Below are 21,175 nucleotides of genomic sequence, written 5' to 3'. Positions count from 1 at the left end.
CGCGTCACGTGGGGGTGCTCATTCGGACCTCGAAGATCCGTGGACCCATGGAGTGGGAGCCGAGCGTCCGGTGTCTGCGTAGGGGCACAAGGGCACGGGATACACCCGTGGCGCGGGGCACGGGCCCCGCAAGGCGCTAGCTACGACAGAGCGCGCTCGCCTGCTGTCGAAGGTCGACGTGCAGGCGCTGGACAAGCAGCTCACCGGCGGACATGTCTCCATCATGAGGTGAGTCGACCACTATCGTCAATGCGTGCCGGTGCCTCTCCCGAGGGGACACGGGCCCCACGAGCGCCGGTCCACCTCTCGGACACTCGTCCCAGAATGCGGAATCACCCCGCGTTCCCTGGGAAGACGTCGCCCGAAGGAGGTGCCCACGACCCCCTGAGAACCTCGCGGTCACACGAATGTAATTTACGACACACAGCGCCCGTCGCACCCGTCGCGACGGAGCCCGCACAGGAGGAGAAGCCCCACCCATGGCCCACACACCCCTGACCCTCACCGGCGCGCGCGTGGTGACGTCCGACGGAACCCATGACGGCTGGGTCCGGATCGAGAACGGTCGGGTGACCGAGCTCGGCACCGGCGACCCCGGCCCGGGTGAGCGCCACGACCTCGGTGGACGACTGGTCGCCCCGGGACTGGTCGACACCCACATCCACGGCGGAGCGGGACACGCCTTCCCCGAAGCCGACCCGGAGGGTGCGCGCGAGATCGTCGCCTTCAACAGACGGTCGGGGGTGACCTCCGTGGTGGGCGGGTTGGTCGCGGCCTCGCCCGGGGAGACACTCCGTCAGGTCTCGGCGTTGGCCGAGTCGTGTGAGGAGGGCACGCTGGCCGGGATCTACCTGGAGGGGCCGTTCATCGCGAAGTCGCGGTGCGGCGCCCACGACCCGGACCTGCTGCGCGACCCGGACACCGCGGAGCTCGACGCCTGGGTCGAGGCGGGGCGTGGGCACGTCCGGATGATCACGGTGGCCCCGGAACTGCCCGGTGCCCTGGAGTTGATCCGCGCCGCGGTGTCATCGGGCGTGGTGGCGGCCGTGGGGCACACCGAGGCCACCTACGAGCAGACCCTCGCCGCGATCGACGCGGGGGCGACCGTGGCCACGCACGTCTACAACGCGATGCGACCGCTCGGCCACCGCGACCCGGGGCCGATCGCGGCGGTGCTCGGCGACGAGCGAGTGACGGTGGAGCTGATCCTGGACAACGTGCACGTCCACCCGGGGGCGGCGCGCCTGGTCTTCGACGCCGCCGGTCCCGAACGGGTGTCGCTGGTCACCGACGCGATGTCGGCGACCGGCCTGGGCGATGGCGAGTACACCCTGGGCGATCTTCGGGTCCGGGTCCAAGGCGGAGAGGCGCGCCTCGTCGAGAACGGGGCGATCGCCTCCAGCACCATCGTGCTGCCGCAGGCGGTGCGCAACACGGTCGCGTTGGGGGTGCCGGTCGAGGATGCGGTGCGTTCGGCCTCCTCGGTGCCGGCGGCCGCCTTGGGACTGGACGAGGTCGGTCGGGTCGAGACCGGTGGCCACGCCGACCTGCTGGTGCTCAATGAGGATCTTTCGGTCGCGGACGTGATGTATCGGGGCAGGTGGCTCGGCTGACGGCGTGTCGTGAGCACGGTACGGATGGGTAACTTGCCTCTGAGCGACAATTGTCAACAGGGCATCGAGGAATGCGCCGTGCTCGTCACGAAAGGATCCGTCATGGCCCAGTCGAGACAGGTGAACGACCAGGAGCCGACCCAAGCGCCCTCCGAAGAGCGAGACCACCTCGGCAGGCTCGCCGGTGAACTGTCCCGTTACGAAGTCCGCGCGGAAGTGGTGGAAGGGTCTGGGTTGTGCCTACGCGTCGACAACCCGGAGTCCGCCCACGCGGTCGAGGACGTGATCTGTGAACGCCGAGAACACGACTACGCGTTCATCGCATCGTTCGGGGTCCACCTGGGCAACAGCGGCAGCCTGTCGCTCACGGCCCACAAGATCGCGTGGCTGGTGGGGGCCACCAAGGAGTGACGGACCCGGACCCGACGGGGACGGTACCGGGCGGTACCGTCCCCGTCGGGTCCGACCGAGGAACTTTCGGCGGGGCTCCCCACCCGAGGGAGTTGGTACCTTCACCGGAGGAACCCCGGACGAAGAGGATGCCCCGTGAGCGCCTTCCGCTACGAGCTCGAACCCGTCGACGAGAGCTACTTCGAATCCGCCCCGATGCGCTGGCGGGTCGGGCTGGAACTGGCCGCCGGGCCCGACGAGGTCTGGGCCGAGCTCACCTCGCCCCGGCCCCTGTCCTGGTGCCGGGCCCTGGGAGACGTGCACTACACCACCGAGCCGCCCCACGGTGTGGGCACCATCCGCCAGGCCCGGATCCTCGGCGCCTACCGGATGCTCGAGCACTTCTTCCGCTGGGACGAGGGCGAACGCCGCAAGTCCTTCTACGCCACCGAGGGCACCCTCCCGCTGTTCGGATCGTTCGCCGAGGACTACCACGTACTGCCGTTCGCCGGCGGCAGCAAGCTCGTGTGGTCCTTCGCGTTCACCCCCTGGCAGGGGCTGGACAGCGCCCTGCAGTTGGGGCGTCCCCTGACCGAGAGCATGCTCGCCTCCCTGGTCAAGGACACCCGCGCCCACTTCGGCCCCCTCACCGAGGTGCGCTGACCCCAGGAGAGCGCTCACCTCGCCCCTTCCTGTCTCCGGCCGAGATTCCGGACTCGCACCCTGGGTGTGTACACAATTCCTTGTACACACAGCTGGCATGAGTGACGAGAACATGAGCGTCCGCGACGCGCGAGCACACCTACCCGAACCGATTTCCAGAGCCCAGCAGGGCGAGCCGACCATCATCACCCCCAACGGCGCTCCCGTAGCGGCGATCGTCCCCATCGAGGACTTCGAAGCCCTTGAAGACGCCATGGACGTCTATCCGGCGAGGGAGGCCGATCGTGCCCTGGACCAGGACGAGGGCGGGCCTAGGGTCGGCATGGCCGAAATGGTGGCCGAGATCTTAGAAGAGGACCAAGGAAACGCCGCGTGAAATGGGAGTTCGACTTCCGGCAGTTACGCAAGCAGATTCGCGCCCTCCCCAAGGAGGACGCGATGGACATCCACCGAAACCTATGAGCTCGGAGCACTCGATCCATGCCCCGGGGCGTCCGGTGGCGTTGGCGCCCGGGTAGACCCGTCAGCGGTTGCGGACCCTTGCCACCAGCCAGAACACGCCCAGGACCGCACCCACACCGACGAGCGCCCCGACCCCGGCGCCCGCCATGGTGGCCACCCGATCGGCGAAGTCGCCCTCCCACAGGGTGCCGCCCAGGCTGTACAGGGAGATCACCAGGACCACCAGCGCGATCCCGACCGACAGCAGGCCGGGCAGGCTCCAGAAGAACCGCTTCCGGGTGGGCTCGGGGCGCTCGTCCAGCTCGGCGGCCGGCCCGACCAACGCGGCCCTGGCCCGCTTGAAGTAGGCGTAGGTGAAGTAGTGCCCGGCGAGCTCCCAGCCCTCCGGAGCCAGACGCTCGGTCAAACGCGTCCGTTCACGGCGTCCGGGGGCGATCTCCTGGCGATACTCCCAGACCTGAGGGTCCGCACCACGGTGGCTGACGAACCGGCCGAACCGATCCACCCGTTCGACCTCCCAACCCTGGGCGCCCATCTCGTTGAGCCGCTCTGTGGCCGCGAAGGAGTCCGCCGCCCACACCAGGCTCTCGGGGTCGGGCTCGGGGCCCTCCTCACCCACCAGGTCGTCGGCGAACTCTCTCACCGGACCGAACTCCTCCGTCGGGTCCAGGTCGCCGTCGGCCAGGAACGCGGCGAGGTCGTCGATGGTGCTCTTGAGACGTTGCTCGGGGACCCCACGGGCCCGTAGCAGTGTCGCCAACTCGTCGAGGTAGCTCATCGAACCCCGCCCTTCTTCAGAACCTCGCGTACCGATGTGTCGAACTCCAACCAGGCCGCGCCCTGATCCGCCAGGACCTCCCGGCCCTGGTCCGTCAGGTGGTAGTAGCGCCGCCCGGGCCCCTTCTCCGCCGCGCGGAACTCCGCGTCGACCAGGCCCGCCTCCTCCAACCGGTTGAGCACCGGGTAGAGGGTGCCTCCCTTGATCCGGCCGAAGCCGGCCTCGTCCAAACTCGCGGCCAAGGCGTAGCCGTAGCTCTCGCCGTCGGTCAGTGCGGCCAGCACGAGGAGGTCGAGCACCCCCTTCAGCCAGCTCGATCGTCGATCCATTCATCGCCCCTGGAACTAGGTCCGGCATCTACCTAGACGGTAAAGCAACCTAGTTAGGATCGCAACCTAGATAGCCGTACGGACTTCCCTCGATCGAAAGAACCGGCGGCCGAACAACGCCACCGACAGCACGCCGCCCGCCCCCGCCATGGCCACCACCAGGTGCGTCGGCAGGAACTCCGCGACCGCCCCGGCCAGCGCGAACCCCACCCCCTGGGTGATCATCAGCCCGGCCGACCCCAGCGCGAACACGCGCCCGCGCAACTCCTGCGGGGTCTCCGCCAGCAGCAGCGCGTCCAGCGCCAACGTGTAACCCCAGCCCAAAGCGCCCAGCCCCAGGACGACCACCGCGAACGCCGGACCCGGGTCCAAGGCGAAGAACATCATCGGCAGGAAGGACACGAAGGCCAACGGCAGCATCCACCTGCGGCGCGCCTCGGCCGTGAGCAACGACCCGGCGGCGAGCTCACCCACGACCGTCCCCACCGGCCCCGCGGTCAACAACAGCGCCACCAACATCGGGCCACCGCCCATACCCGCCGCCAACGGTGCCGCCAACGCCTCCGGCCACACGAACAGCGCCGTCGGCACCCAGCTCAACAGGAAGACCGCGCGCAGCCGCGGCAACCGCAACGCGTCGCGCACCCCTCCCAGCGAGGAGGCGACCAACCCACCCGAGCCCCCGCCCCCGGGACGGTATTCGGTGCCGACCGCCACCAACAGGGCGGACCCGATCATCAACCCCGCCGCGACCAACAGCGCGGTCGTGGGCGAGGCGACCAACATCAGGGCGCCACCGAACGAGAACCCACTGATCTGAGCGGTCTGCGCCGCGATCCGCAGCAGTGAACGCCCCAGGGGAAACCCCTCCCCGCCCAGCACGTCCGCCAGGGCGGACGAACGCGCCCCCGAGTACACCGGGGCGATCGTCCCGCTCACCACCAACAACGCCAACATCACCGGCACCGGCGTCCCGGGGACCGCCATGCACGCCATCACCGCGCCGCTGATCAGCTGTGTTCCCACCATCACCCGCCTGAGCGGAAACCGGTCTGCCACCGACGACAACAACGAGGCGCCCAACAAATGCGGCAGGAACCCCAACGCGAACGCCAACGAAGACAGCAGCGGCGATCCCGTCCGGTCGAAGATCAGGACGGACAGGGTGATCTGCACCGCGACCAGCGCGAGGATCGACAGGATCTCCGCGAGGAACAGGGCGCGGAACTCGGGCACGGCGAGCACCCGACGGAAGGAGGTCTGCGACATGCGCCCAGCCTCCGCCCGATGAACAGGCCCTTCAACGGATTCGGGTATGTTCGAATCCATGCCGGGACAGGTGGTCTTCGAACACGAGGACCTGCTGCGTTGCAGGTTCGCCGTCTCTCCGCTCTGGGAGACCCTGGCCGCCCTGCACACCCTCTTCGAACCCCACCGTCAGGGCTTCCACCTGCCGTGGGTCCGCACCGCCCGGCTCCCCGACCACGTCGACCTGTCCCCGGCACGTCTGCTCTTCCCCCGCCCCGGCTACGTGCCGGACTTCCTGAGTCCTCCCCCGGCCGGTCCGCTCACCTCCTTCGAGGATGGACTCACCCAGGTCAGGTCCACCCCGACCGACCGGGTGGCGAGCGAACTGCGCGCCTGCCTGCTCGACCCCCGCCGCGGCCTGCCCGCGAGCATGACCGATCCGCTGTTGGCCGACCCCGGAGACACCCGGGACACGCTGGCCGACCTCTTGGCCACCTGCTGGGAACACCTGGTCCGGCCCTACTGGCCGCGTCTGCGCGCCCTCCTGGACGCGGACCTGTCCCTGCGGGCCCACACTCTGGCCCGGAACGGCCTGGCCGCCCTCATGACCGACCTGGACGGGCGGCTCGCCTGGGACGGCCACACGCTCCACGTGGCGGGGCCGTCCGCCGCCGAACGGCTGCGCCTGGGCAACCGCGGGCTGCTGCTGATGCCGAGCGCCTTCGTTTGGCCCGAACTGATCCTCGTCGGTGAGGAGCCGTGGCAGCCCACCCTGATCTACCCGGTGCGGGGGGTGGGTGAGCTGTGGTCACCCGGAGAGCCTTCCGCCGAGGCGTTGTCGGCGGTCCTGGGACGCACCCGCGCTCGGATCCTGACCCACCTGGTCGTCCCCGAGACCACCCGGAACCTGGCCGCGCGCCTGGGATTGGCTCCGGCCACGGTGTCGGTCAACCTGTCCGCCCTGCGCGACGCGGGCCTGTTGGAGTCCTGGCGCGCCGGCCGCGAGGTGTTCTACGCCAGGTCTCCCCTGGGCATCGCCCTCGCCGCTCAGGACCCCTGAACGCGAAAAGGCCCCCGGACCACGCCCAAGCGCGGCCCAAGGGCCAAAAGGTCGGGCGCCCCCGCACAGTCAGGGGTCCCGAAAAAACGAAGGACGACCCGGCGAGGAAGCCGAGGGCTTCCGAGCAGGGTCGTCCTGAGTCCGTGGAGGTGGCGGGAATCGAACCCGCGTCCTTCAGCAACGAGCCAGGGCTTCTCCGGATGCAGTCTGTGGTGTCGTTCTACTCGGCCTCAGCGCTTGCACAGACACATCGCTGACAGGCCCAGCCACGTGAATGTCCCGCTCAGGCCCCGTGGCCTGATCTGAGCGGTGAGTCATCTGAATGGTGCCGGATCCCGAGCCGATGACGAGCCCGGACCGACAGAGTCACAATCGCTTAGGCAGCGAGAGCGAACTCAGTGCGCTTAGAATTGGCACTTGAATTTATGCGAATGCAGGATTAACGAGGTCACAAACGCAATCCTCGACCCGCTTCCCCTGGAACGACTACCGAAGTCGAAACCGATCACCCCCTGTGAAGTTGTCAAAGCCGACGTGGACCCCGTCTGCACGGGTCCGGTGTCGACCGACATGCGAGCGGCGAACCACTCGCGTGTTCGTCACTCTATCGGGTCAACGTTCGCGGGGCCAAGCTGATTCCCGGTTCGACAAGCCGATTCCCGGTTCGTTCGGGGACCGGGTCAGGGAGAAACCCCCGTGAGGCGGACTCAAGATCTGGTCGACGCGACTCACGGGGGCGGTCGGCAGGGTCTGGCCGACCTTTGGAACCGGCAGGGTCTCCCCCGAGACGAGATCCTGCCTCATCGAACTGGTCCGCTACCCCCTGATGCGGTCCCAGTTACCCATGAAGACGCCGCCGGAGCGCCCGTGGGTTGCTCCGGCGGCGTCCTTTTTTCGTGTTACTCGTTCAGGCCGGGGTCGGACTCCGGCATGGCGCCGGCGAGCGGCTGGTCGTCGTTCAGCGGCTGCTGCCCGCCTTCGGCGGTATCGCCCGCGAGGAAGCTCGTGGCGGCGGTGACGGCGTACTGCTGCCACATCGTCATCTCCGGATCGACCTCGGCGAGGACCGCGAAGGCGACGTCGCCCCGGTAGCCGACGAACCAGTGCAGGGCGGTGTCCTCCTGTTCGGCCCTGGCGGCCTGCCCGTACACGGGTTCCTCACCCACGCTCACCTCGGGGAAGCGGTTGACGACGGCGTCGCGCATCCCTTCGCGGATCACGTCGAGGTGGGCCTCGTTCAGCTCACCGGTGCCGGCCGGGGCCGGCCCCTCCTCGGGAACGAGGGTCGGGGGGTTCCAGGTGCCGTCGGCGATCGCGCCGGCGGCCAGGGCCATGGCGAGCGGACTCACCTGGACCCCGTGCTCTCCGACCATGGCGGCGGCCACGTCGGCCTCGTCGTCGTTGATGTCGACGACCCCGGAGTCGGCCGGCAGGGACAGCTGCCAGTCGGCGCCCACCCCCAGGGCGGCCGCGGACTCGGTGATCTGCTCGCCGCCCACCTCCGAGGCGATGTCGACGAAGCCGACGTTGCACAGGAAGGACAGGTTGCGGCTCAGATCCGGTTCACCGGCCAGGAAGCCGCTGCTGGGGTTGGTGAAGGTCCGGTCACCGATGTCTGACTGGTAACCGCAGGGCATCGGACTGCCCGGGCTTACGGCTCCGGAGTCCAGGGCGGCCAGGGAGGAGACCAGGGTGAAGGTTCCGCCGGGCGAGTAGCTCCCGGTGAACGCGCCATCGTCGGAGGCCTGGCCGGAGGCGTTCGCGGCGGCGAGCACGTCTCCGCTGCCGGTGTCGACGGCCACGAGGTAACCGTTGCCCGGCAGGTTCTCCAGGGCGCCTTCCGCGGCGTTCTGGAGTTCGAGGTCCAGGGTGGTCTGCACTCCGCTGCTGCGCACACCGTCCCACGACTCCAGGACGGCGGTCTGCCGTCCGTCCTCGCCGAGGGTGACCACCTGCGTGGTGGCGGTCCCGGCGAGCTCGTGCTGGAAGATGTTCTGCAGACCGCTCAGGCCGACGGTGTCCCCGGCCTGGTAGGCGCCGGCGACACGGGAGGACACCCGGTGCTCGGCGGTTCCCGCGACATCGCCGAGGAGGAACGGCGCCACTCGCGGCGACAGGTTGATCTCGACCTCTTCGGTCTGCACCCCGGAGATCTTCCCCGCTTCCTCCAGCAAGGTGCCGTCGACGCTGCCGCCGCGCATCAGCACCAGCGGCTGGAACTGCTCGGGCGGAGCGGAGCGCACCCGGTTGAGCAGCGGGTCCGGGTCCTCGTCGAGAAGCTCGGCGAGTTCGGTGACCCCGGCCTCCTTGTCGTCCATCTCCGCGGGGAGGACACCGAAGGCGGTGACGCTGTCGGACGAGACGAGGGGTTCGCCCTCCCGATCCAGGATCTGGCCGCGTTCCTCGATCTCGTAGCTGACGGCGAGTCGTTCGCCGTCCTCCAGGTCGGGGTGGATGACGCCGGGCGACCAGTCGATCCGCCAGCCCTCGGGACCGTCCGTCAACGGCATACTGCCGGTGTAGGTCCACACCGGGTCGCCGATGCCGAGGTCGGCGGAGGCCTCGAACTCCGCCGTGGCCTGATCGCCGTCCTGGGTGATGCCGCCCAGGTTGAACCGGATCGAGGCCAGGTCGAGTTGGTCGTGTACGTCGGCGAGCGCCGCCTCCACCTCGGCCGGGTCACCGGTGGTGAACCTCGCGGCGTCGGCGTGGTTCCCACCCTGCCAGGAGAGCAGGAAGGACCTGACGGCCACCTCCGGGCTGGGGTGGGTCGTGCAGGCCGCGAGGGTCAGGGCGACGACCAGGCCGCTGCTTGCGGCCGCGATCTTGCGGCCGAGGGGACGGGGGGACACCTTGTGTGTTCCTTTCAGGCGCCTCAACGAGGAAACCGCTACCGCCGACGGCGAAGCGCGCGTTCCATGTCGCGCTTGGCCTCACGTTCGGCGAGGGCGTGGCGCTTGTCGTATTCACGCTTACCGCGGGCCAGAGCGATCTCGACCTTGGCCCTACCGTCGCTGAAGTACAGGGACAGCGGAACCAGGGTGCGCCCGGGCTCCCGGGTCTTACCGATCAGCCGGGAGATCTGCTCGCGGTGCAGGAGTAGTTTACGTGATCTGCGGGCGGAGTGGTTGGTCCACGTCCCTTGGGAGTACTCCGGGATGTGCACGCCCTCCAGCCACACCTCACCATCGTGGATGTGCGCGAAGCCGTCCACCAACGAGGCGCGCCCCTCCCTGAGGGACTTGACCTCGGTCCCGGTGAGGACCAGGCCCGCCTCGTAGGTGTCGTCGATGTGGTAGTCGTGCCGCGCCCTACGGTTCTGGGCGATCATCTTGTGCCCGGTTTCCTTGGCCACGGATGGATCCCTTCATCAGTCCGGGGGGCCAGTGGCCCCCCGGTGTCCCGCGCCCGCCGGTCCCTTCCGACGGTGGTGCCGTCAGACCTTGAGGTAGCGGCGCAGGGTGAGGAACGAGGTCACGGTACACAGGAGCACACCGAGGATCATCGAGACACCGATGACGTACAGCAGCGCCCCCGCGCCCAGGGCCACGTCGAACTGGAACCACTCCTCGATCCGGGTGAGCAGCGTGTACCTGGTGGCCACGATGAACCCGGACGCGATCAGACCACCGATGAAACCGGCGATGGCGCCCTCGAGGAGGAAGGGCAGTTGGATGTAGAAGTTCGACGCGCCGACCAGGCGCATGATGCCGGTCTCCCGACGACGGCTGTAGGCCGATAGCCGGATGGTGTTGCCGATGAGCAGCGCGGCGGCGGCCAGCTGCACACCCGCGACCATCAGGGCGGCCCACTTGAGCCCCTCGAGCAGACCGAAGAACTGCTCCAGGACGCGCTGGTCGTTGGAGACGGAGTCGACGCCGTCGGCCCCGTCCACGGCCGCGCGCACCGCGTCGTAGTGGTTCGGGTCGGTGAGCTGCACCCGGTAGTTGTCCGGGATGTCACCTTCCTGGGCGGCCTCGGCGAGGGCCTCGTTGGAGGAGCCGATGCGCTCCTGGAAGTCCTGCCAGGCCTCGGCCTCGGTCAGGTACCGAAAGCTTTCGACCTCGTTGAGCGATTCAAGCTGCTGTTCGAGGGCCTCACGGTCGCCCTCGCCCGCGGCGCCGTTCTCCTGACACGTCGAGGTCGGCGAGATGTCGTTGCACATGTAGATGGTCAGCGTGATCCGCTGGTCCCAGTAGTTGCGCATCTCGGCGACCTGTTGGTTGACCAGTAGACCGGCACCGAACAAGGTGAGAGAGATGGCCACCGTCGTGATGACGGCGATGGTCATCGTCAGGTTGCGACGCAGGCCGATCCACGTCTCGGAGAGAACGAATTGTGCTCGCATGATCTGTTAAAGGTCCATCCTTCGGGGCTTCGCCATGCCGGTGGTCTCGGGGTCGCCGACCGAGGCCCGGCGACGAACGTACCAGGGGTCAGTACGCCTGGCCGTAGACGCCACTCATCTGGTCGCGCACTACCAAGCCCTCTTCAAGCTCGATCACACGCTTGCGCATGGAGTCGACGATGGCGGCGTCGTGCGTCGCCATGACGACGGTCGTTCCCGTGCGGTTGATTCGGTCCAGCACCTTCATGATGCCGATGGAGGTCGCCGGGTCGATGTTTCCGGTGGGCTCGTCGGCCAGCAGGATCTGCGGGCGGTTGACGAACGCGCGGGCGATGGCGACACGCTGCTGCTCACCACCGGAGAGTTCACCCGGCATGCGACCGGCCTTGCCCTCGAGGCCGACGAGTTCGACGACCTCGGGCACGACCTTCTTGATGAACCGCCGTGGCTTACCGATGACCTCCAGGGCGAAGGCGACGTTCTCGAAAACGTTCTTGTTCGGCAACAGGCGGAAATCCTGGAAGACACAGCCGATGCGGCGGCGCAGGTGCGGGACCTTCCAGTTGGACAGTCGCGCCAAGTCCTTGCCCGCGACGTGCACGCGGCCCTTGTCGGGCCTCTCTTCCTTCAGCACCAAGCGCAGGAAGGTCGACTTACCCGAGCCGGATGGTCCGACCAGGAAGACGAACTCGCCCTTGTCCACGTCGATGGAAACACCGTCGAGCGCGGGGCGCTTCTGAGTCGGGTACTGCTTGGTGACGTTATCGAAGTGGATCACAGGCGCATCACAAGGCTCTCGAAGGTATGGGCACCCGGCGGAAGTGCTCCGCGCGGGATCGTACCGGCCGCATGGCCACCGACAGTTTAGAGGGGACAGGGGCCCGGATTGTCCAGGTCCCGTCTCGCCCAAGCGATCTGTGGAGATCAGCGCACTATCGGACAACAGCCACGAGCATATCGGAGGTGTCAACCGATGATAACGTTCACATATAGCAGTTCCGGTAAAACTGCGGCGTCGTGACCATCACCTTTGGGACACGTCACCCCGGACCCGCCGAATTCGGCGACCCGGGGTGATCGGTCCACGACCGTGCGCATCCCCGCCCAGGTGGCGGAGGAGCACCGGTCGGTGTTCGGGGCGTGCCTCGCCCCTACTCCTGCTTCTCCTGGTTGCGCATCCAGCGGATCTCCGAGTCGATGAAGGCGTCGATCTCACCGTCGAGCACCGCCGACGGGTTACCGGTCTCCATACCGGTGCGCACGTCCTTGACGTTCTGGTACGGGTGCAGGACGTAGTTGCGCATCTGGGTACCCCAGCTGCTCACCGAGTCACCACGGATCTCGTCCAGGGCCTCCTGCTCCTCCTGGCGCTTGCGGGCCAAGAGCTTGGCCTGGAGCATCGTCATCGCGGTCGCCTTGTTCTGGAGCTGGGAACGCTCGTTCTGACAGGAGACCACGATGCCGGTCGGCTGGTGGGTGATGCGCACCGCCGAGTCGGTCGTGTTGACGCCCTGACCACCGGGACCGCTGGAACGGTACACGTCCACGCGCAGCTCGGTCTCGTCGATATCGATGTGGTCGCTCTTCTCCACCATCGGCACCACGTCCACACCCGCGAACGAGGTCTGGCGCCGGTTCTGGTTGTCGAAGGGCGAGATACGCACCAGGCGGTGGGTACCGTGTTCCCCCCGCAACGTGCCATAGGCGAAGGGGGCCTTGACCGCGAACGAGGTGGACTTGATGCCCGCCTCCTCCGCGTAGGAGGTCTCGTAGACCTCCGTGGGATAACCGTGACGCTCCGCCCAACGCAGGTACATGCGCTGGAGCATCTGCGCCCAGTCGGCCGCGTCGACACCACCCGCTTGGGAGTTGATGCTGACGATGGCCTCGCTCTCGTCGTGCGGGCCGTTGAGGAGCGTACGCACCTCGAGTTCGCCGATCTCCTTACGGAGTTGCTCTAGTTCGCGGTCCGCCTCGGCGCGGGTGTCGGGGTCGTCCTCGGCCTCGGCGAGCTCGTAGAGCACTCCGAGGTCCTCCAGACGCTGCCCGATGCCGTCGACCTTGTTGACCATGGACTCCAGTGTCGAGAGTCGACGCGTCACCTTCTGCGCGTTGTCCTGGTCCGACCACAGTTCGGGGTCGGCGGACTGCTCGCGCAGTTCGGCGATCTGCGTCTGCATCGCCTCCAGGTCCAACACGGCGGTCACACTCGCCAGGGTCGCCGCGAGTTCCTTGATCTTCTCTGCCGGGTCCAGTTCTGCCACGCACCCAGTGTAGGACCCAACAAAGGGGTGGGCCCCACACCTGACGGTGCGAGGTCCACCCGGGACACTCCACGTGCCCCATTCCGGTCTCCCTAGACGACCAGGGAACGGATGGAGCGCAGGGCCACCGACAGGGTGGCCAGGTCGAAGCGCTCGTTCTCCTGGATCTCCGACAGGGTGATCCCGGACCGCTGAACGGCGCTCTCGTTGGCCTTCGTCCAGTCGGCGATGAGCCCACCGACGGACGTGGAGTCACCGGACTCCAGGACCCGCGCGGTCAGGTCGGCGTGCGCGGCGTACAGGTCGTCGCGCAGTGCGCCTCGGGCCATGGTCGCCCAGCGGTCGTCGCGCGGCAGGTCGATGATCCGCTCACGCCACCAGCTGAGGTTGAACCGGTCGGCCAGCTCGAAGTAGAGCGCGGCCACCTCTCCCACCGGACGTCCGGTACGGTGCGCGATCTCCACCAGGTCCAGCGTGGAGTAGGCGGGCACCATGACCGCGACGCGCTCGGCGAGCCCGGTGGGCACCCCCCGGGAGACGTACCGGTCGCGACGCTCCTCGAACGCCTCCCGGTCACGGCCGCGCAGCAGGTCGACCAGCTGTGGCAGCACCTCGCCCACACCCTCGGCGAAGAAACCGATCTCGGTGCTGATGTCGAACGGGAAGCTGCGGTTGCGCAACAGCCACCGGGTGGAACGCTCGGCGAGCTTGCGGGCCTCCAGTAGCAGGACGAGTTGGTTGTCCACGGTGATCTCGTGGTCGAGGTCCTCCAGCTCACCCCACAGCTTCCGCAGTCCCAGGACCTCCTGGGTCACCAGGTAGGCCCTGGCGATGTCGGCGGCGCTGGAACCCAGCTCCTCGTTGAGACGGAACGCGTAGGTGATCCCGGACCTGTTGACCAACTGGTTGGTCACCTGGTTGACGATGATCTCCTTGCGCAGCGGGTGCGCGGCCACCTCGTCGGCGAAGGCCTGCACGCGCAGCGGCTTCGGGAAGTAGTCCGTCAGGGTCGGCACCAGGTAGGGGTCGTCGGCCAGGTCCGAGAGCGCGATCTGCTCCTTGAGGCTCATCTTGGTGTAGGAGAGCAGCGTGGCGAACTCGGGACCGGTCAGCCCCTTGCCCGCGGCGCGGCGCTCGGCGATGGCCTTGTCGGAGGGCAGGTCCTCCAGCTTGCGCTTGAGGACCTTGGCGCGCTCCAGGTGACGCATGTAGCGGCCGTGGACGTGCAGCATCTCGTAGCTCTGCTTGCGCGCGGCGGCCAGCACCGTGTTCTGGGCGTAGTTGTTGTCCAGGACCAGCGAGGCGACCTCGTCGGTCATGTCGATGAACAGCCGGTCGCGTTCGTCCTTGTCCAGCTCGCCCGCCCGCACCTCGCGGTCGAGCATGATCTTGATGTTGACCTCGTGGTCGGAGGTGTCCACACCGGCGGAGTTGTCGATGAAGTCGGCGTTGAGTCGGCCGCCGTTGCGGGCGTACTCGATCCGGGCCGGCTGGGTCATGCCCAGGTTGCCGCCCTCCCCGACCACCTTCACCCGTAGGTCGGCCCCGTTCACGCGCACGGGGTCGTTGGCCTTGTCACCGACCTCCGCGTGGCTCTGGGAGCTCGCCTTGACGTAGGTGCCGATGCCGCCGTTCCACAGCAGGTCCACCGGTGAGGTCAGGACGCGCTGGATGAGCTCGTCCGGGGTGAGTTCGGTGACGTCCTCGTCGATGCCCAGGACCTCGCGGACCTGTGGGGTGATCGGCACGGACTTGGCCGAGCGCGGGTGCACGCCGCCGCCCTCGGAGATCAGGTCCGTGGAGTAGTCCTCCCAGGTGCTGCGCGGCAGCTCGTACAGGCGCTTGCGCTCCACCCAGGAGGTGTGCGGGTCGGGGTCGGGGTCCAGGAAGACGTGCCGGTGGTCGAAGGCCGCCACGAGCTTGGTCCGCTTCGACAGCAGCATGCCGTTGCCGAACACGTCACCGGACATGTCACCGATGCCGACGGCGGTGAAGGGTTGTTCCTGGACGTTCACGCCCAACTCGCGGAAGTGGTACTTGACCGATTCCCAGGCGCCACGGGCGGTGATGCCCATGCCCTTGTGGTCGTAGCCCACCGAGCCACCACTGGCGAAGGCGTCGCCGAGCCAGAAGCCTCGCTCGGCGGAGATGCCGTTGGCGATGTCGGAGAAGGACGCGGTGCCCTTGTCCGCGGCCACCACCAGGTAGGAGTCCTCACCGTCGTGCCGGACGGTGCGGTCGGGGTGCACGAGCCGACCGTCGACGAGGTTGTCGGTGATGTCCAGCAGGGCGCTGATGAACTGCTTGTAGCAGGAGACGACCTCGGCCATCACCGCTTCACGGCCGCCGCCCGAGGGCAGGCGCTTGCAGACGAACCCGCCCTTGGCGCCGGCGGGCACGATGATGGAGTTCTTCACCATCTGGGCCTTGACCAGGCCGAGGACCTCGGTGCGGAAGTCCTCGAAGCGGTCGGACCAACGCAGGCCACCGCGTGCGACGGTACCGAAGCGCAGGTGGACGCCCTCCACGCGCGGCGAGTAGACGTACATCTCCAGTCGGGGCCGCGGCTGGGGCAGGTCCGGAATACGCTGCGGGTTGAGCTTGAACACCAGCCGCCCCTCGGAACCGTGCCGGTAGTGGTTGGTGCGCAGGGTGGCCCGCATGACGGCGAGGAACGAACGCAGGATGCGGTCGTGGTCCAGGCTCGCCACGCCCTCCAGTTCGGACTCGATCTTGGCGACCAGCGTGTCGGCGCGTTCCTCGCGCCCCTCGTCGGGCCGGTCCGGGTCGAAGCGGGCCTCGAAGAGCTCCATCAGGAGGTTGGTGACCCCGGCGTTGGCGACGAGGACGTCGGCCAGGTAGTCGGGGGTGAAGGTGGAGCCGGTCTGACGCAGGTACTTGCCGTAGGCGCGCAGGACGGTGAGCTGACGCCAGTCCAACCCGGCCCGGACGACCAGGGCGTTGATGCGGTCGGACTCGGCCCGGTCGCGCCAGGAGGCGTCGAACGCTTCCTCGAAGAGGGCCCTCATGCGCTCGGGCGGCAGGTCCGACGCGGGGAACTCCCCGAGTCCGAAGTCGTAGATCCAGATCCTGCCCACGTCCTCCACTTCGAGGGAGTAGGGACGTTCGTCCACCACCTCGACGCCGAGGTGTTCCAGGACCGGGAGGACGCGGGAGAGCGAGAGGGGCTCGTCCAGGCGGACCAGACGGAACCGCCAGGCGGTGTCGTTCGTCTCGTCGTCCCGGTAGAGCGCGACGGAGAACTCACCGCTGCGCTCATCGGAGGGGAAGCGCTTCAGGAGGTCTTCGACGCGCTCGATGTCCTTGGCCGCGGTGACCGGGGTGTTGTCGACCTTGTAGGCCTCGGTGAGGCCGGCGCCGTAACGCTCCTTGAAGCCGGTGGCGCGGGTGGGACCGAACTCGTCCACGAGTGCGTCGTCGAAGTCGACGTCCCAGGACCTGGCGGCCTCGCGGACCTTCTCCTCCAGTGCGACCTGGTCGATGTCTGCGAGGGTGCGCCCGTGTTCGGCTCGGGCCACCAGGTACAGGCGCGCCAGTGGCGCGGCACCGATCATCACGTGGTGGTCCATCGTGGCGCCTTGGAAGGCCTCGGTGAGCACTTCCTGGATGTCCAGACGCACGCGGGTGCTGTACTGGTCGCGCGGCATGTACACGAAGCAGGACATGTAGCGGCCACCGTAGGGGTCGCGGCGCATGAACAGCTTGGTGCCGCGGCGCTCGCGCAGGCGCAGGACGCCCCGGACGATGCTGTAGAGCTCGCCGACCGGAATCTGCAGGAGTTCCTCGCGGGGGAAGGTCTCCAACAGCTCGATGAGGTCCTTGCCGTTGTAGCTCTCGGCGTCGAACCCGGCCTGGGACAGCACCTCGGCCCGCTTGCGACGCAGGATGGGGATCTCCCCGATGCCCGTGTTGTCGGCCTGGGAGGTGAACAGTCCGAGGAAGCGGCGCTCACCGACGATGTTGCCCTGGGCGTCGAACTTCTTGACGCCGATGTAGTCGAGGTACTTGGGGCGGTGGACGGTGGCGCGCGAGTTGGCCTTGGTCAGGACCAGGATGTAGGGCTCGCGGGCCTTGGCCCGGATCTCCGGCGGCAGGGCCGCGAATCCGGTGGAGGCCGGCGGGTCCATGCGCAGGATGCCCAGGCCGGTGCCGGGTTCCGGACGCAGGGAGTCGTCCCCGTTCTCGTCGGTGACCAGGGCGTACTCGCGGTACCCCATGAAGGTGAAGTGACGGCTTTCGAGCCAACGCAGGAAGTCGACGCTCTCGCCGACCTCGCGCGGGTCGACGCCTCCGGCGACCAAGGGGTCGGGGTCGACGGAGAGCTCGTCCGCGATCCGGCAGATCCGGTCACTCATCTTGGCGGCGTCCTCGTCCACCTGGCGGACGTCGCCGAGGACGTTCTCCAGACGGGAGGTGATCTCCTTGACGCGCTCGGGATCGCCCTGCCGGTCGATCTCGATGTGCATCCAGGACTCGTCGACGGGCAGCAGGCCGTCGCCGCCGATCTCCGGGTCGACCTCGATCAGGCGGCCGGAGAGGTCACGCCCGACGGTCATCTGGGGGTGGATGATGGCGCGTACGCCCGCACCGAGGTCGGCGAGGGCCATGGTCACCGACGAGACGATGAAGGGCGCGTTGTCGGTGATCACCTCGACGACGCTGGACTGCTGTTCCCAACCGTCACGTTCGGGGTCCGGGGTGTAGACGCGGACCTTGGCGCGCCCGGGTGTGCGCTCGGCGCCGAAGGAACGGTGCGCCTCGGCGGTGCCGCAGATCTGTTCGGGGGAACGATCCGCGATCTCTTCGGGGTCCGTGTGGCGGTAGTAGAGGGGAAGGAAGCGGCGGACCGTGTCGGCGGCCTCGGGGCTCAGGCGAGCCCCCGGTTGCCACCGAGAGGCCGCGTCGTTGAGCAGCTTCTGGAGAATGACGTCGGATTGCCCGGACATAGGGATCTCACTCCTTTGTGAGCGGCGTCGGACGAGCGTCGCGAAGGACAGCGGGTCATGTGACGTGTCGGCCGGTCGTCCCGCCGAACCGTCGGATCCGTGAACTTCCGTGTTCGACTGTGGGTTTCCGTGACCCCCTTGGGGCGCCAGGGAACCGGAGTCGTCGTGGTCGGGTCGGTACCTGTGCGCACAGGTGACGTGAAGCGAGGTCGGGAACACCGTTGTTCCCACCTCTGGGCACCCCGAGAGCGGGGGCCCGGCCCCCACCGTAGCGGGGACCCCGACCAGGCTACTGGTTTCGCCCCCCGAGAACAGTACCGACACCGATACACGGTGCTTCGCGTTGATGTGGACGGAATCGCGGTGGTTCACACCAGTACACGAAGGAGAAACGACCTTCTCGCCGACGGCGCCCGCTGTCGTTACGAAGACGTCGCCGAACCTCGGAGCGGTGTATCCGACCGCCGTCTCGTGGACCACGGCGCCCGAACACGCCGAAGCGAAACGGGGGCGCCGACCAACACCGCCTAACTCGTGGTGGCCTGGTGGACGGCGGTCATCACGGCCCGGGGGTCGCTCAGGTCGGGCAGGATGATCTGTGCCCCGGCGTCCCGCAGCTGCCCCTCGGTGGAGGAGTCGCTGAGGACACCGATGGGGGTGGCCCCACCGATCAGCGCGGCCCGCACGTCCGGGACGGAACCGGCGATGAACGCCGTCTCCTCCTCCGTGTAGGCTCGTCCGCCCTCGCCCGAGGCGTGGAGGCGGATGGACTGGATCAGGCTCGCCTTGGGGTAGTTGACCGACCCGAACCCGCCCACGGCCAGGTCGAGGTAGGTGTCCAGACCGAAGGCCACCAGTTTGGCGGTGGCGTTGGCCCGGGTGCTGCCGCTGACCACCGTCTGGACGGTGTCGGGCATGGACGCCACCGCGGCCAACGACGCCGAGGCGCCGGGCAGGACACGCCCCTTGGCCAACAGTTGGTCGCCACGGGAGACGAACGACGTCTCCAACGCGGCCAGGAAGTCGGCCAACGTATCGGTGTCGGCTTCGAAGTCGACGTAGTTGCGGGCGCAGAACTCGAAGAACATCTCCGAGTCGGTGCGGCCCGCGGCCGACGTCAGGTAGACCAGCGGTTCACCGGTGACCTTCTCGAAGGCCTCCGCGTAGGCGACCCGCATGACCTGACCGACGTCGAGGAGGGTGAGGTCGATGTTCCATAGCACCAGGCGGCTGATGGCTTACTCCTCGGCGTTCGGGATTTCGGGACGCCACCCATTGTGCCGGATGGCCTCATAAGGGGGGAATCCGCGTCCGGGTCCGACCGGAACCGCCCCCGTGCCCTACCCCGAGCGTCAGCCGTGGAGGTCCTCGACCACGTAACGGATCTCCTGGACGGCGAACCACAGCAGTTCGTGGTCGTCGGCGGCGCCGGACCCGGGGTCCTCCACCGCCTTGGTGACGTCCGCGACGGCTCGCTCGTCGTCCACGTGTGCCGCCTTCAGCTTCTTGTAGGGGATGCTCGCCCGAACGCTCACCCGCGCGACGCCGTCACCGTGCCGGTCCTGGTGTTCGACGATGTGGTCGGGCATCTCGGCGGTCAGGACCACACGTCGGCGCGGGGCCCGCGGGTCGGCTGCCAGCAACCGCAACGATTCCTCCGCGGCCGCGTACATGGCCTCGTACTCGGCCTCCTCCGGGTCACCGCCGGGCTCCGGTTCGGCCGTGAAGGCGGTCAGGGGTTCGCCCTCCAGGCGGCCCTCGTCGAGGAGGGCGGCCAGTGCGGGGACGGTGCTGGGCAGGAAGACGTACATCGAGACTCCAGGGCGCGATCGGGTTCACTACGAGTTTCCCAAAGGACCCGAGGTGACCGGACCCGCGCCCCGGTGTGGATCAGGCCGGCTGGCGTTGGTGGTCGCCCTCCGGGACCAGGAAGCGGGTCAGCGCCGCACGGGTGCTGTCCACGTCCGTGTGCAGGATGCCGGTCATTCCGAGGGACTCGGCGGTGGTGACGTTGTGTTCGAGGTCGTCGATGAAGACGCACTCCTGGGGCGCGAGCCCCAACCGTTCACAGGTGTGCAGGTAGATGCGCTCCTCGGGCTTGCGCATGCCCACCTCACCGGAGATGACGACGGTGTCGAAGGTGGCCGCGAAGCGCTCACGCGGGTAGCCGTTGCCCCAGGAGTTGGACAGCAGCGCCGTGGCGTGCCCGCCGGTCCGGGCCGACCGAAGCGTTTCGTACATGCCGTGGACCGGATCGAAGCGGGAGAACATCCGGTGGATGAGTCCCTCGGCCTCGACCGGGCCACCGTGGGTGGAGCGCAGCAGCGCGGCCAGGTCCCGTTCGAACTCGGCGGTGTCGATCTCGCCGCGCTCCAAGGCGTGCACGGGGTTGTCGGCCAGGCTGCCGTCGAAGTAGGGCCGGGTGACCTCGTAGTAGTGGTCGACGTCGATCGCGTCGTCCTGGAGCCAGCCCCGGATCCCGTCGATCAGTGGCGGCGTGAGTACACCGCCCCAGTCGGAGATGACCCCTCGTCGGGTGGTGCGGTTCATCCGATCGCCTCCTCAGGTGGGCCGTAGGAACCACCCGCCCGGCTCCTCCAAGGCCGAGGAGTCGGGCGGGGAACCGTTCTTCCCGTTCCCCGCACGACTCAACCTCGCGAACCGAACGACTCGCCCCGAAGATTCCACCGCCGACCCGGGTCCGGTTCGGTGAACCACGGGGGATTACCCGTTCGGGCGCCGTCAGGCCCTGTTCTTCGGCAAGCCGGGGAGGTGCCTGCGGTGGGGTAGCACGCTTTTTCGCTATCACACCAAAGGTGCCGAAGGTTCCCGACTCCCAGGCGCCCGAACAAGGCAGGGCCGTCGGCCGCCAGGCCGTCCGTTGAGGGTCGTGGCGGGCGACGGGTGGGCCAAAGCGAAGCGGAGGCGCTGAAAAACACTGCCTGGACGGGTGATTCCAAAGGGGTGGGTGTGGGGTGTGGGGTGTCGGGTGTCGGGTGTGGCCGGTGGGAAGCCTGAGGTCGGGAGCCTTGGGGTTGTCGGGCGTCGCTCGG

Annotated in this window: 17 protein-coding genes and 1 other RNA gene; 5 read left to right on the top strand and 13 right to left on the bottom strand. The window is 68.2% G+C overall.

What is annotated here, in order from left to right; all coding sequences use genetic code 11:
• Nucleotides 1-479: 479 nt before the first annotated feature.
• The 4 genes from nagA (at nt 480) to NLI01S_RS07600 (ending at nt 3,042) form a co-directional block, all read left to right on the top strand.
• Entirely contained in the window at nt 480-1,613 is a 1,134-nt protein-coding gene (nagA, locus tag NLI01S_RS07615) for an N-acetylglucosamine-6-phosphate deacetylase (protein ID WP_067601397.1), read from the top strand.
• Between the two features lie 102 nt (nt 1,614-1,715).
• On the top strand, nt 1,716-2,024 hold the full coding sequence (locus tag NLI01S_RS07610) for a hypothetical protein (RefSeq protein ID WP_067601623.1): 309 nt from the start codon (nt 1,716-1,718) through the stop codon (nt 2,022-2,024).
• Nucleotides 2,025-2,159: 135 nt separating this feature from the next.
• Nucleotides 2,160-2,666, top strand: coding sequence for an SRPBCC family protein (locus tag NLI01S_RS07605; protein ID WP_067601394.1), 507 nt, complete (start codon nt 2,160-2,162; stop codon nt 2,664-2,666).
• A gap of 97 nt (nt 2,667-2,763) precedes the next feature.
• The gene (locus NLI01S_RS07600) at nt 2,764-3,042 is read left to right on the top strand and encodes a type II toxin-antitoxin system Phd/YefM family antitoxin (protein WP_067601392.1); all 279 of its coding nucleotides are present in this window, start codon (nt 2,764-2,766) and stop codon (nt 3,040-3,042) included.
• Nucleotides 3,043-3,189: 147 nt separating this feature from the next.
• Here NLI01S_RS07600 and NLI01S_RS07595 read toward each other — a convergent pair whose 3' ends face one another.
• From NLI01S_RS07595 to NLI01S_RS07585, 3 genes are all read right to left on the bottom strand, one after another.
• Complete coding sequence (locus NLI01S_RS07595) at nt 3,190-3,906, bottom strand: DUF2812 domain-containing protein (RefSeq protein WP_067601390.1); 717 nt, start codon at nt 3,904-3,906, stop codon at nt 3,190-3,192.
• Nucleotides 3,903-4,235 (bottom strand): PadR family transcriptional regulator, encoded by a 333-nt coding sequence (locus tag NLI01S_RS07590; RefSeq protein ID WP_067601385.1) that lies wholly within the window; start codon nt 4,233-4,235, stop codon nt 3,903-3,905. Before NLI01S_RS07590 ends, NLI01S_RS07595 begins: the two co-directional genes overlap by 4 nt.
• 66 nt (nt 4,236-4,301) lie before the next feature.
• Nucleotides 4,302-5,504, bottom strand: a complete 1,203-nt coding sequence (locus NLI01S_RS07585) for an MFS transporter (protein ID WP_067601380.1) — start codon at nt 5,502-5,504, stop codon at nt 4,302-4,304.
• Nucleotides 5,505-5,562: 58 nt separating this feature from the next.
• Here NLI01S_RS07585 and NLI01S_RS07580 point away from each other — a divergent pair, with 58 nt between their 5' ends.
• The gene (locus NLI01S_RS07580; protein ID WP_067601620.1) at nt 5,563-6,543 is read left to right on the top strand and encodes an ArsR/SmtB family transcription factor; all 981 of its coding nucleotides are present in this window, start codon (nt 5,563-5,565) and stop codon (nt 6,541-6,543) included.
• A gap of 141 nt (nt 6,544-6,684) precedes the next feature.
• Here the strand turns inward: NLI01S_RS07580 and ssrA are convergent.
• From ssrA to NLI01S_RS07530, 10 genes are all read right to left on the bottom strand, one after another.
• Nucleotides 6,685-7,056: a transfer-messenger RNA gene (ssrA, locus tag NLI01S_RS07575) on the bottom strand.
• Nucleotides 7,057-7,442: 386 nt separating this feature from the next.
• Nucleotides 7,443-9,395, bottom strand: a complete 1,953-nt coding sequence (locus NLI01S_RS07570; protein ID WP_067601377.1) for a penicillin-binding transpeptidase domain-containing protein — start codon at nt 9,393-9,395, stop codon at nt 7,443-7,445.
• Between the two features lie 38 nt (nt 9,396-9,433).
• Entirely contained in the window at nt 9,434-9,898 is a 465-nt protein-coding gene (gene smpB / locus NLI01S_RS07565; RefSeq protein WP_067601371.1) for an SsrA-binding protein SmpB, read from the bottom strand.
• Nucleotides 9,899-9,979: 81 nt separating this feature from the next.
• Nucleotides 9,980-10,891 (bottom strand): permease-like cell division protein FtsX, encoded by a 912-nt coding sequence (gene ftsX / locus NLI01S_RS07560; RefSeq protein ID WP_223809155.1) that lies wholly within the window; start codon nt 10,889-10,891, stop codon nt 9,980-9,982.
• An 88-nt stretch (nt 10,892-10,979) separates the two neighbouring features.
• Nucleotides 10,980-11,669, bottom strand: a complete 690-nt coding sequence (ftsE, locus tag NLI01S_RS07555) for a cell division ATP-binding protein FtsE (RefSeq protein ID WP_067601365.1) — start codon at nt 11,667-11,669, stop codon at nt 10,980-10,982.
• A 373-nt stretch (nt 11,670-12,042) separates the two neighbouring features.
• Nucleotides 12,043-13,155, bottom strand: coding sequence for a peptide chain release factor 2 (gene prfB / locus NLI01S_RS07550; protein WP_067601363.1), 1,113 nt, complete (start codon nt 13,153-13,155; stop codon nt 12,043-12,045).
• Between the two features lie 92 nt (nt 13,156-13,247).
• Entirely contained in the window at nt 13,248-18,122 is a 4,875-nt protein-coding gene (locus tag NLI01S_RS07545; protein ID WP_067601361.1) for an NAD-glutamate dehydrogenase, read from the bottom strand.
• Between the two features lie 527 nt (nt 18,123-18,649).
• Nucleotides 18,650-19,345: an HAD family hydrolase gene (locus tag NLI01S_RS07540; RefSeq protein ID WP_067601359.1), complete on the bottom strand. Its 696-nt coding sequence runs from the start codon at nt 19,343-19,345 to the stop codon at nt 18,650-18,652.
• A gap of 129 nt (nt 19,346-19,474) precedes the next feature.
• The gene (locus NLI01S_RS07535) at nt 19,475-19,933 is read right to left on the bottom strand and encodes a DUF6912 family protein (protein ID WP_067601357.1); all 459 of its coding nucleotides are present in this window, start codon (nt 19,931-19,933) and stop codon (nt 19,475-19,477) included.
• 79 nt (nt 19,934-20,012) lie between these two features.
• Nucleotides 20,013-20,672, bottom strand: coding sequence for an HAD family hydrolase (locus NLI01S_RS07530; RefSeq protein WP_067601355.1), 660 nt, complete (start codon nt 20,670-20,672; stop codon nt 20,013-20,015).
• Between the last annotated feature and the right edge of the window lie 503 nt (nt 20,673-21,175).

This window comes from Nocardiopsis listeri NBRC 13360, from assembly GCF_001570765.1.
GTDB classification, from domain to species: Bacteria; Actinomycetota; Actinomycetes; order Streptosporangiales; family Streptosporangiaceae; genus Nocardiopsis; species Nocardiopsis listeri.
Note: the sequence above shows the minus strand (reverse complement) of the source record. Positions and strands in the feature narration are given on the sequence as shown.

Coding starts and splice junctions, on each gene's coding strand:
- nagA (WP_067601397.1), top strand. CDS start 480: ATGGCCCACACACCCCTGACCCTCACCGGCGCGCGCGTGGTGACGTCC.
- NLI01S_RS07610 (WP_067601623.1), top strand. CDS start 1,716: ATGGCCCAGTCGAGACAGGTGAACGACCAGGAGCCGACCCAAGCGCCC.
- NLI01S_RS07600 (WP_067601392.1), top strand. CDS start 2,764: ATGAGTGACGAGAACATGAGCGTCCGCGACGCGCGAGCACACCTACCC.
- NLI01S_RS07595 (WP_067601390.1), bottom strand. CDS start 3,906: ATGAGCTACCTCGACGAGTTGGCGACACTGCTACGGGCCCGTGGGGTC.
- NLI01S_RS07590 (WP_067601385.1), bottom strand. CDS start 4,235: ATGGATCGACGATCGAGCTGGCTGAAGGGGGTGCTCGACCTCCTCGTG.
- NLI01S_RS07585 (WP_067601380.1), bottom strand. CDS start 5,504: ATGTCGCAGACCTCCTTCCGTCGGGTGCTCGCCGTGCCCGAGTTCCGC.
- NLI01S_RS07580 (WP_067601620.1), top strand. CDS start 5,563: ATGCCGGGACAGGTGGTCTTCGAACACGAGGACCTGCTGCGTTGCAGG.
- ftsX (WP_223809155.1), bottom strand. CDS start 10,891: ATGCGAGCACAATTCGTTCTCTCCGAGACGTGGATCGGCCTGCGTCGC.
- NLI01S_RS07545 (WP_067601361.1), bottom strand. CDS start 18,122: ATGTCCGGGCAATCCGACGTCATTCTCCAGAAGCTGCTCAACGACGCG.
- NLI01S_RS07535 (WP_067601357.1), bottom strand. CDS start 19,933: ATGTACGTCTTCCTGCCCAGCACCGTCCCCGCACTGGCCGCCCTCCTC.
- NLI01S_RS07530 (WP_067601355.1), bottom strand. CDS start 20,672: ATGAACCGCACCACCCGACGAGGGGTCATCTCCGACTGGGGCGGTGTA.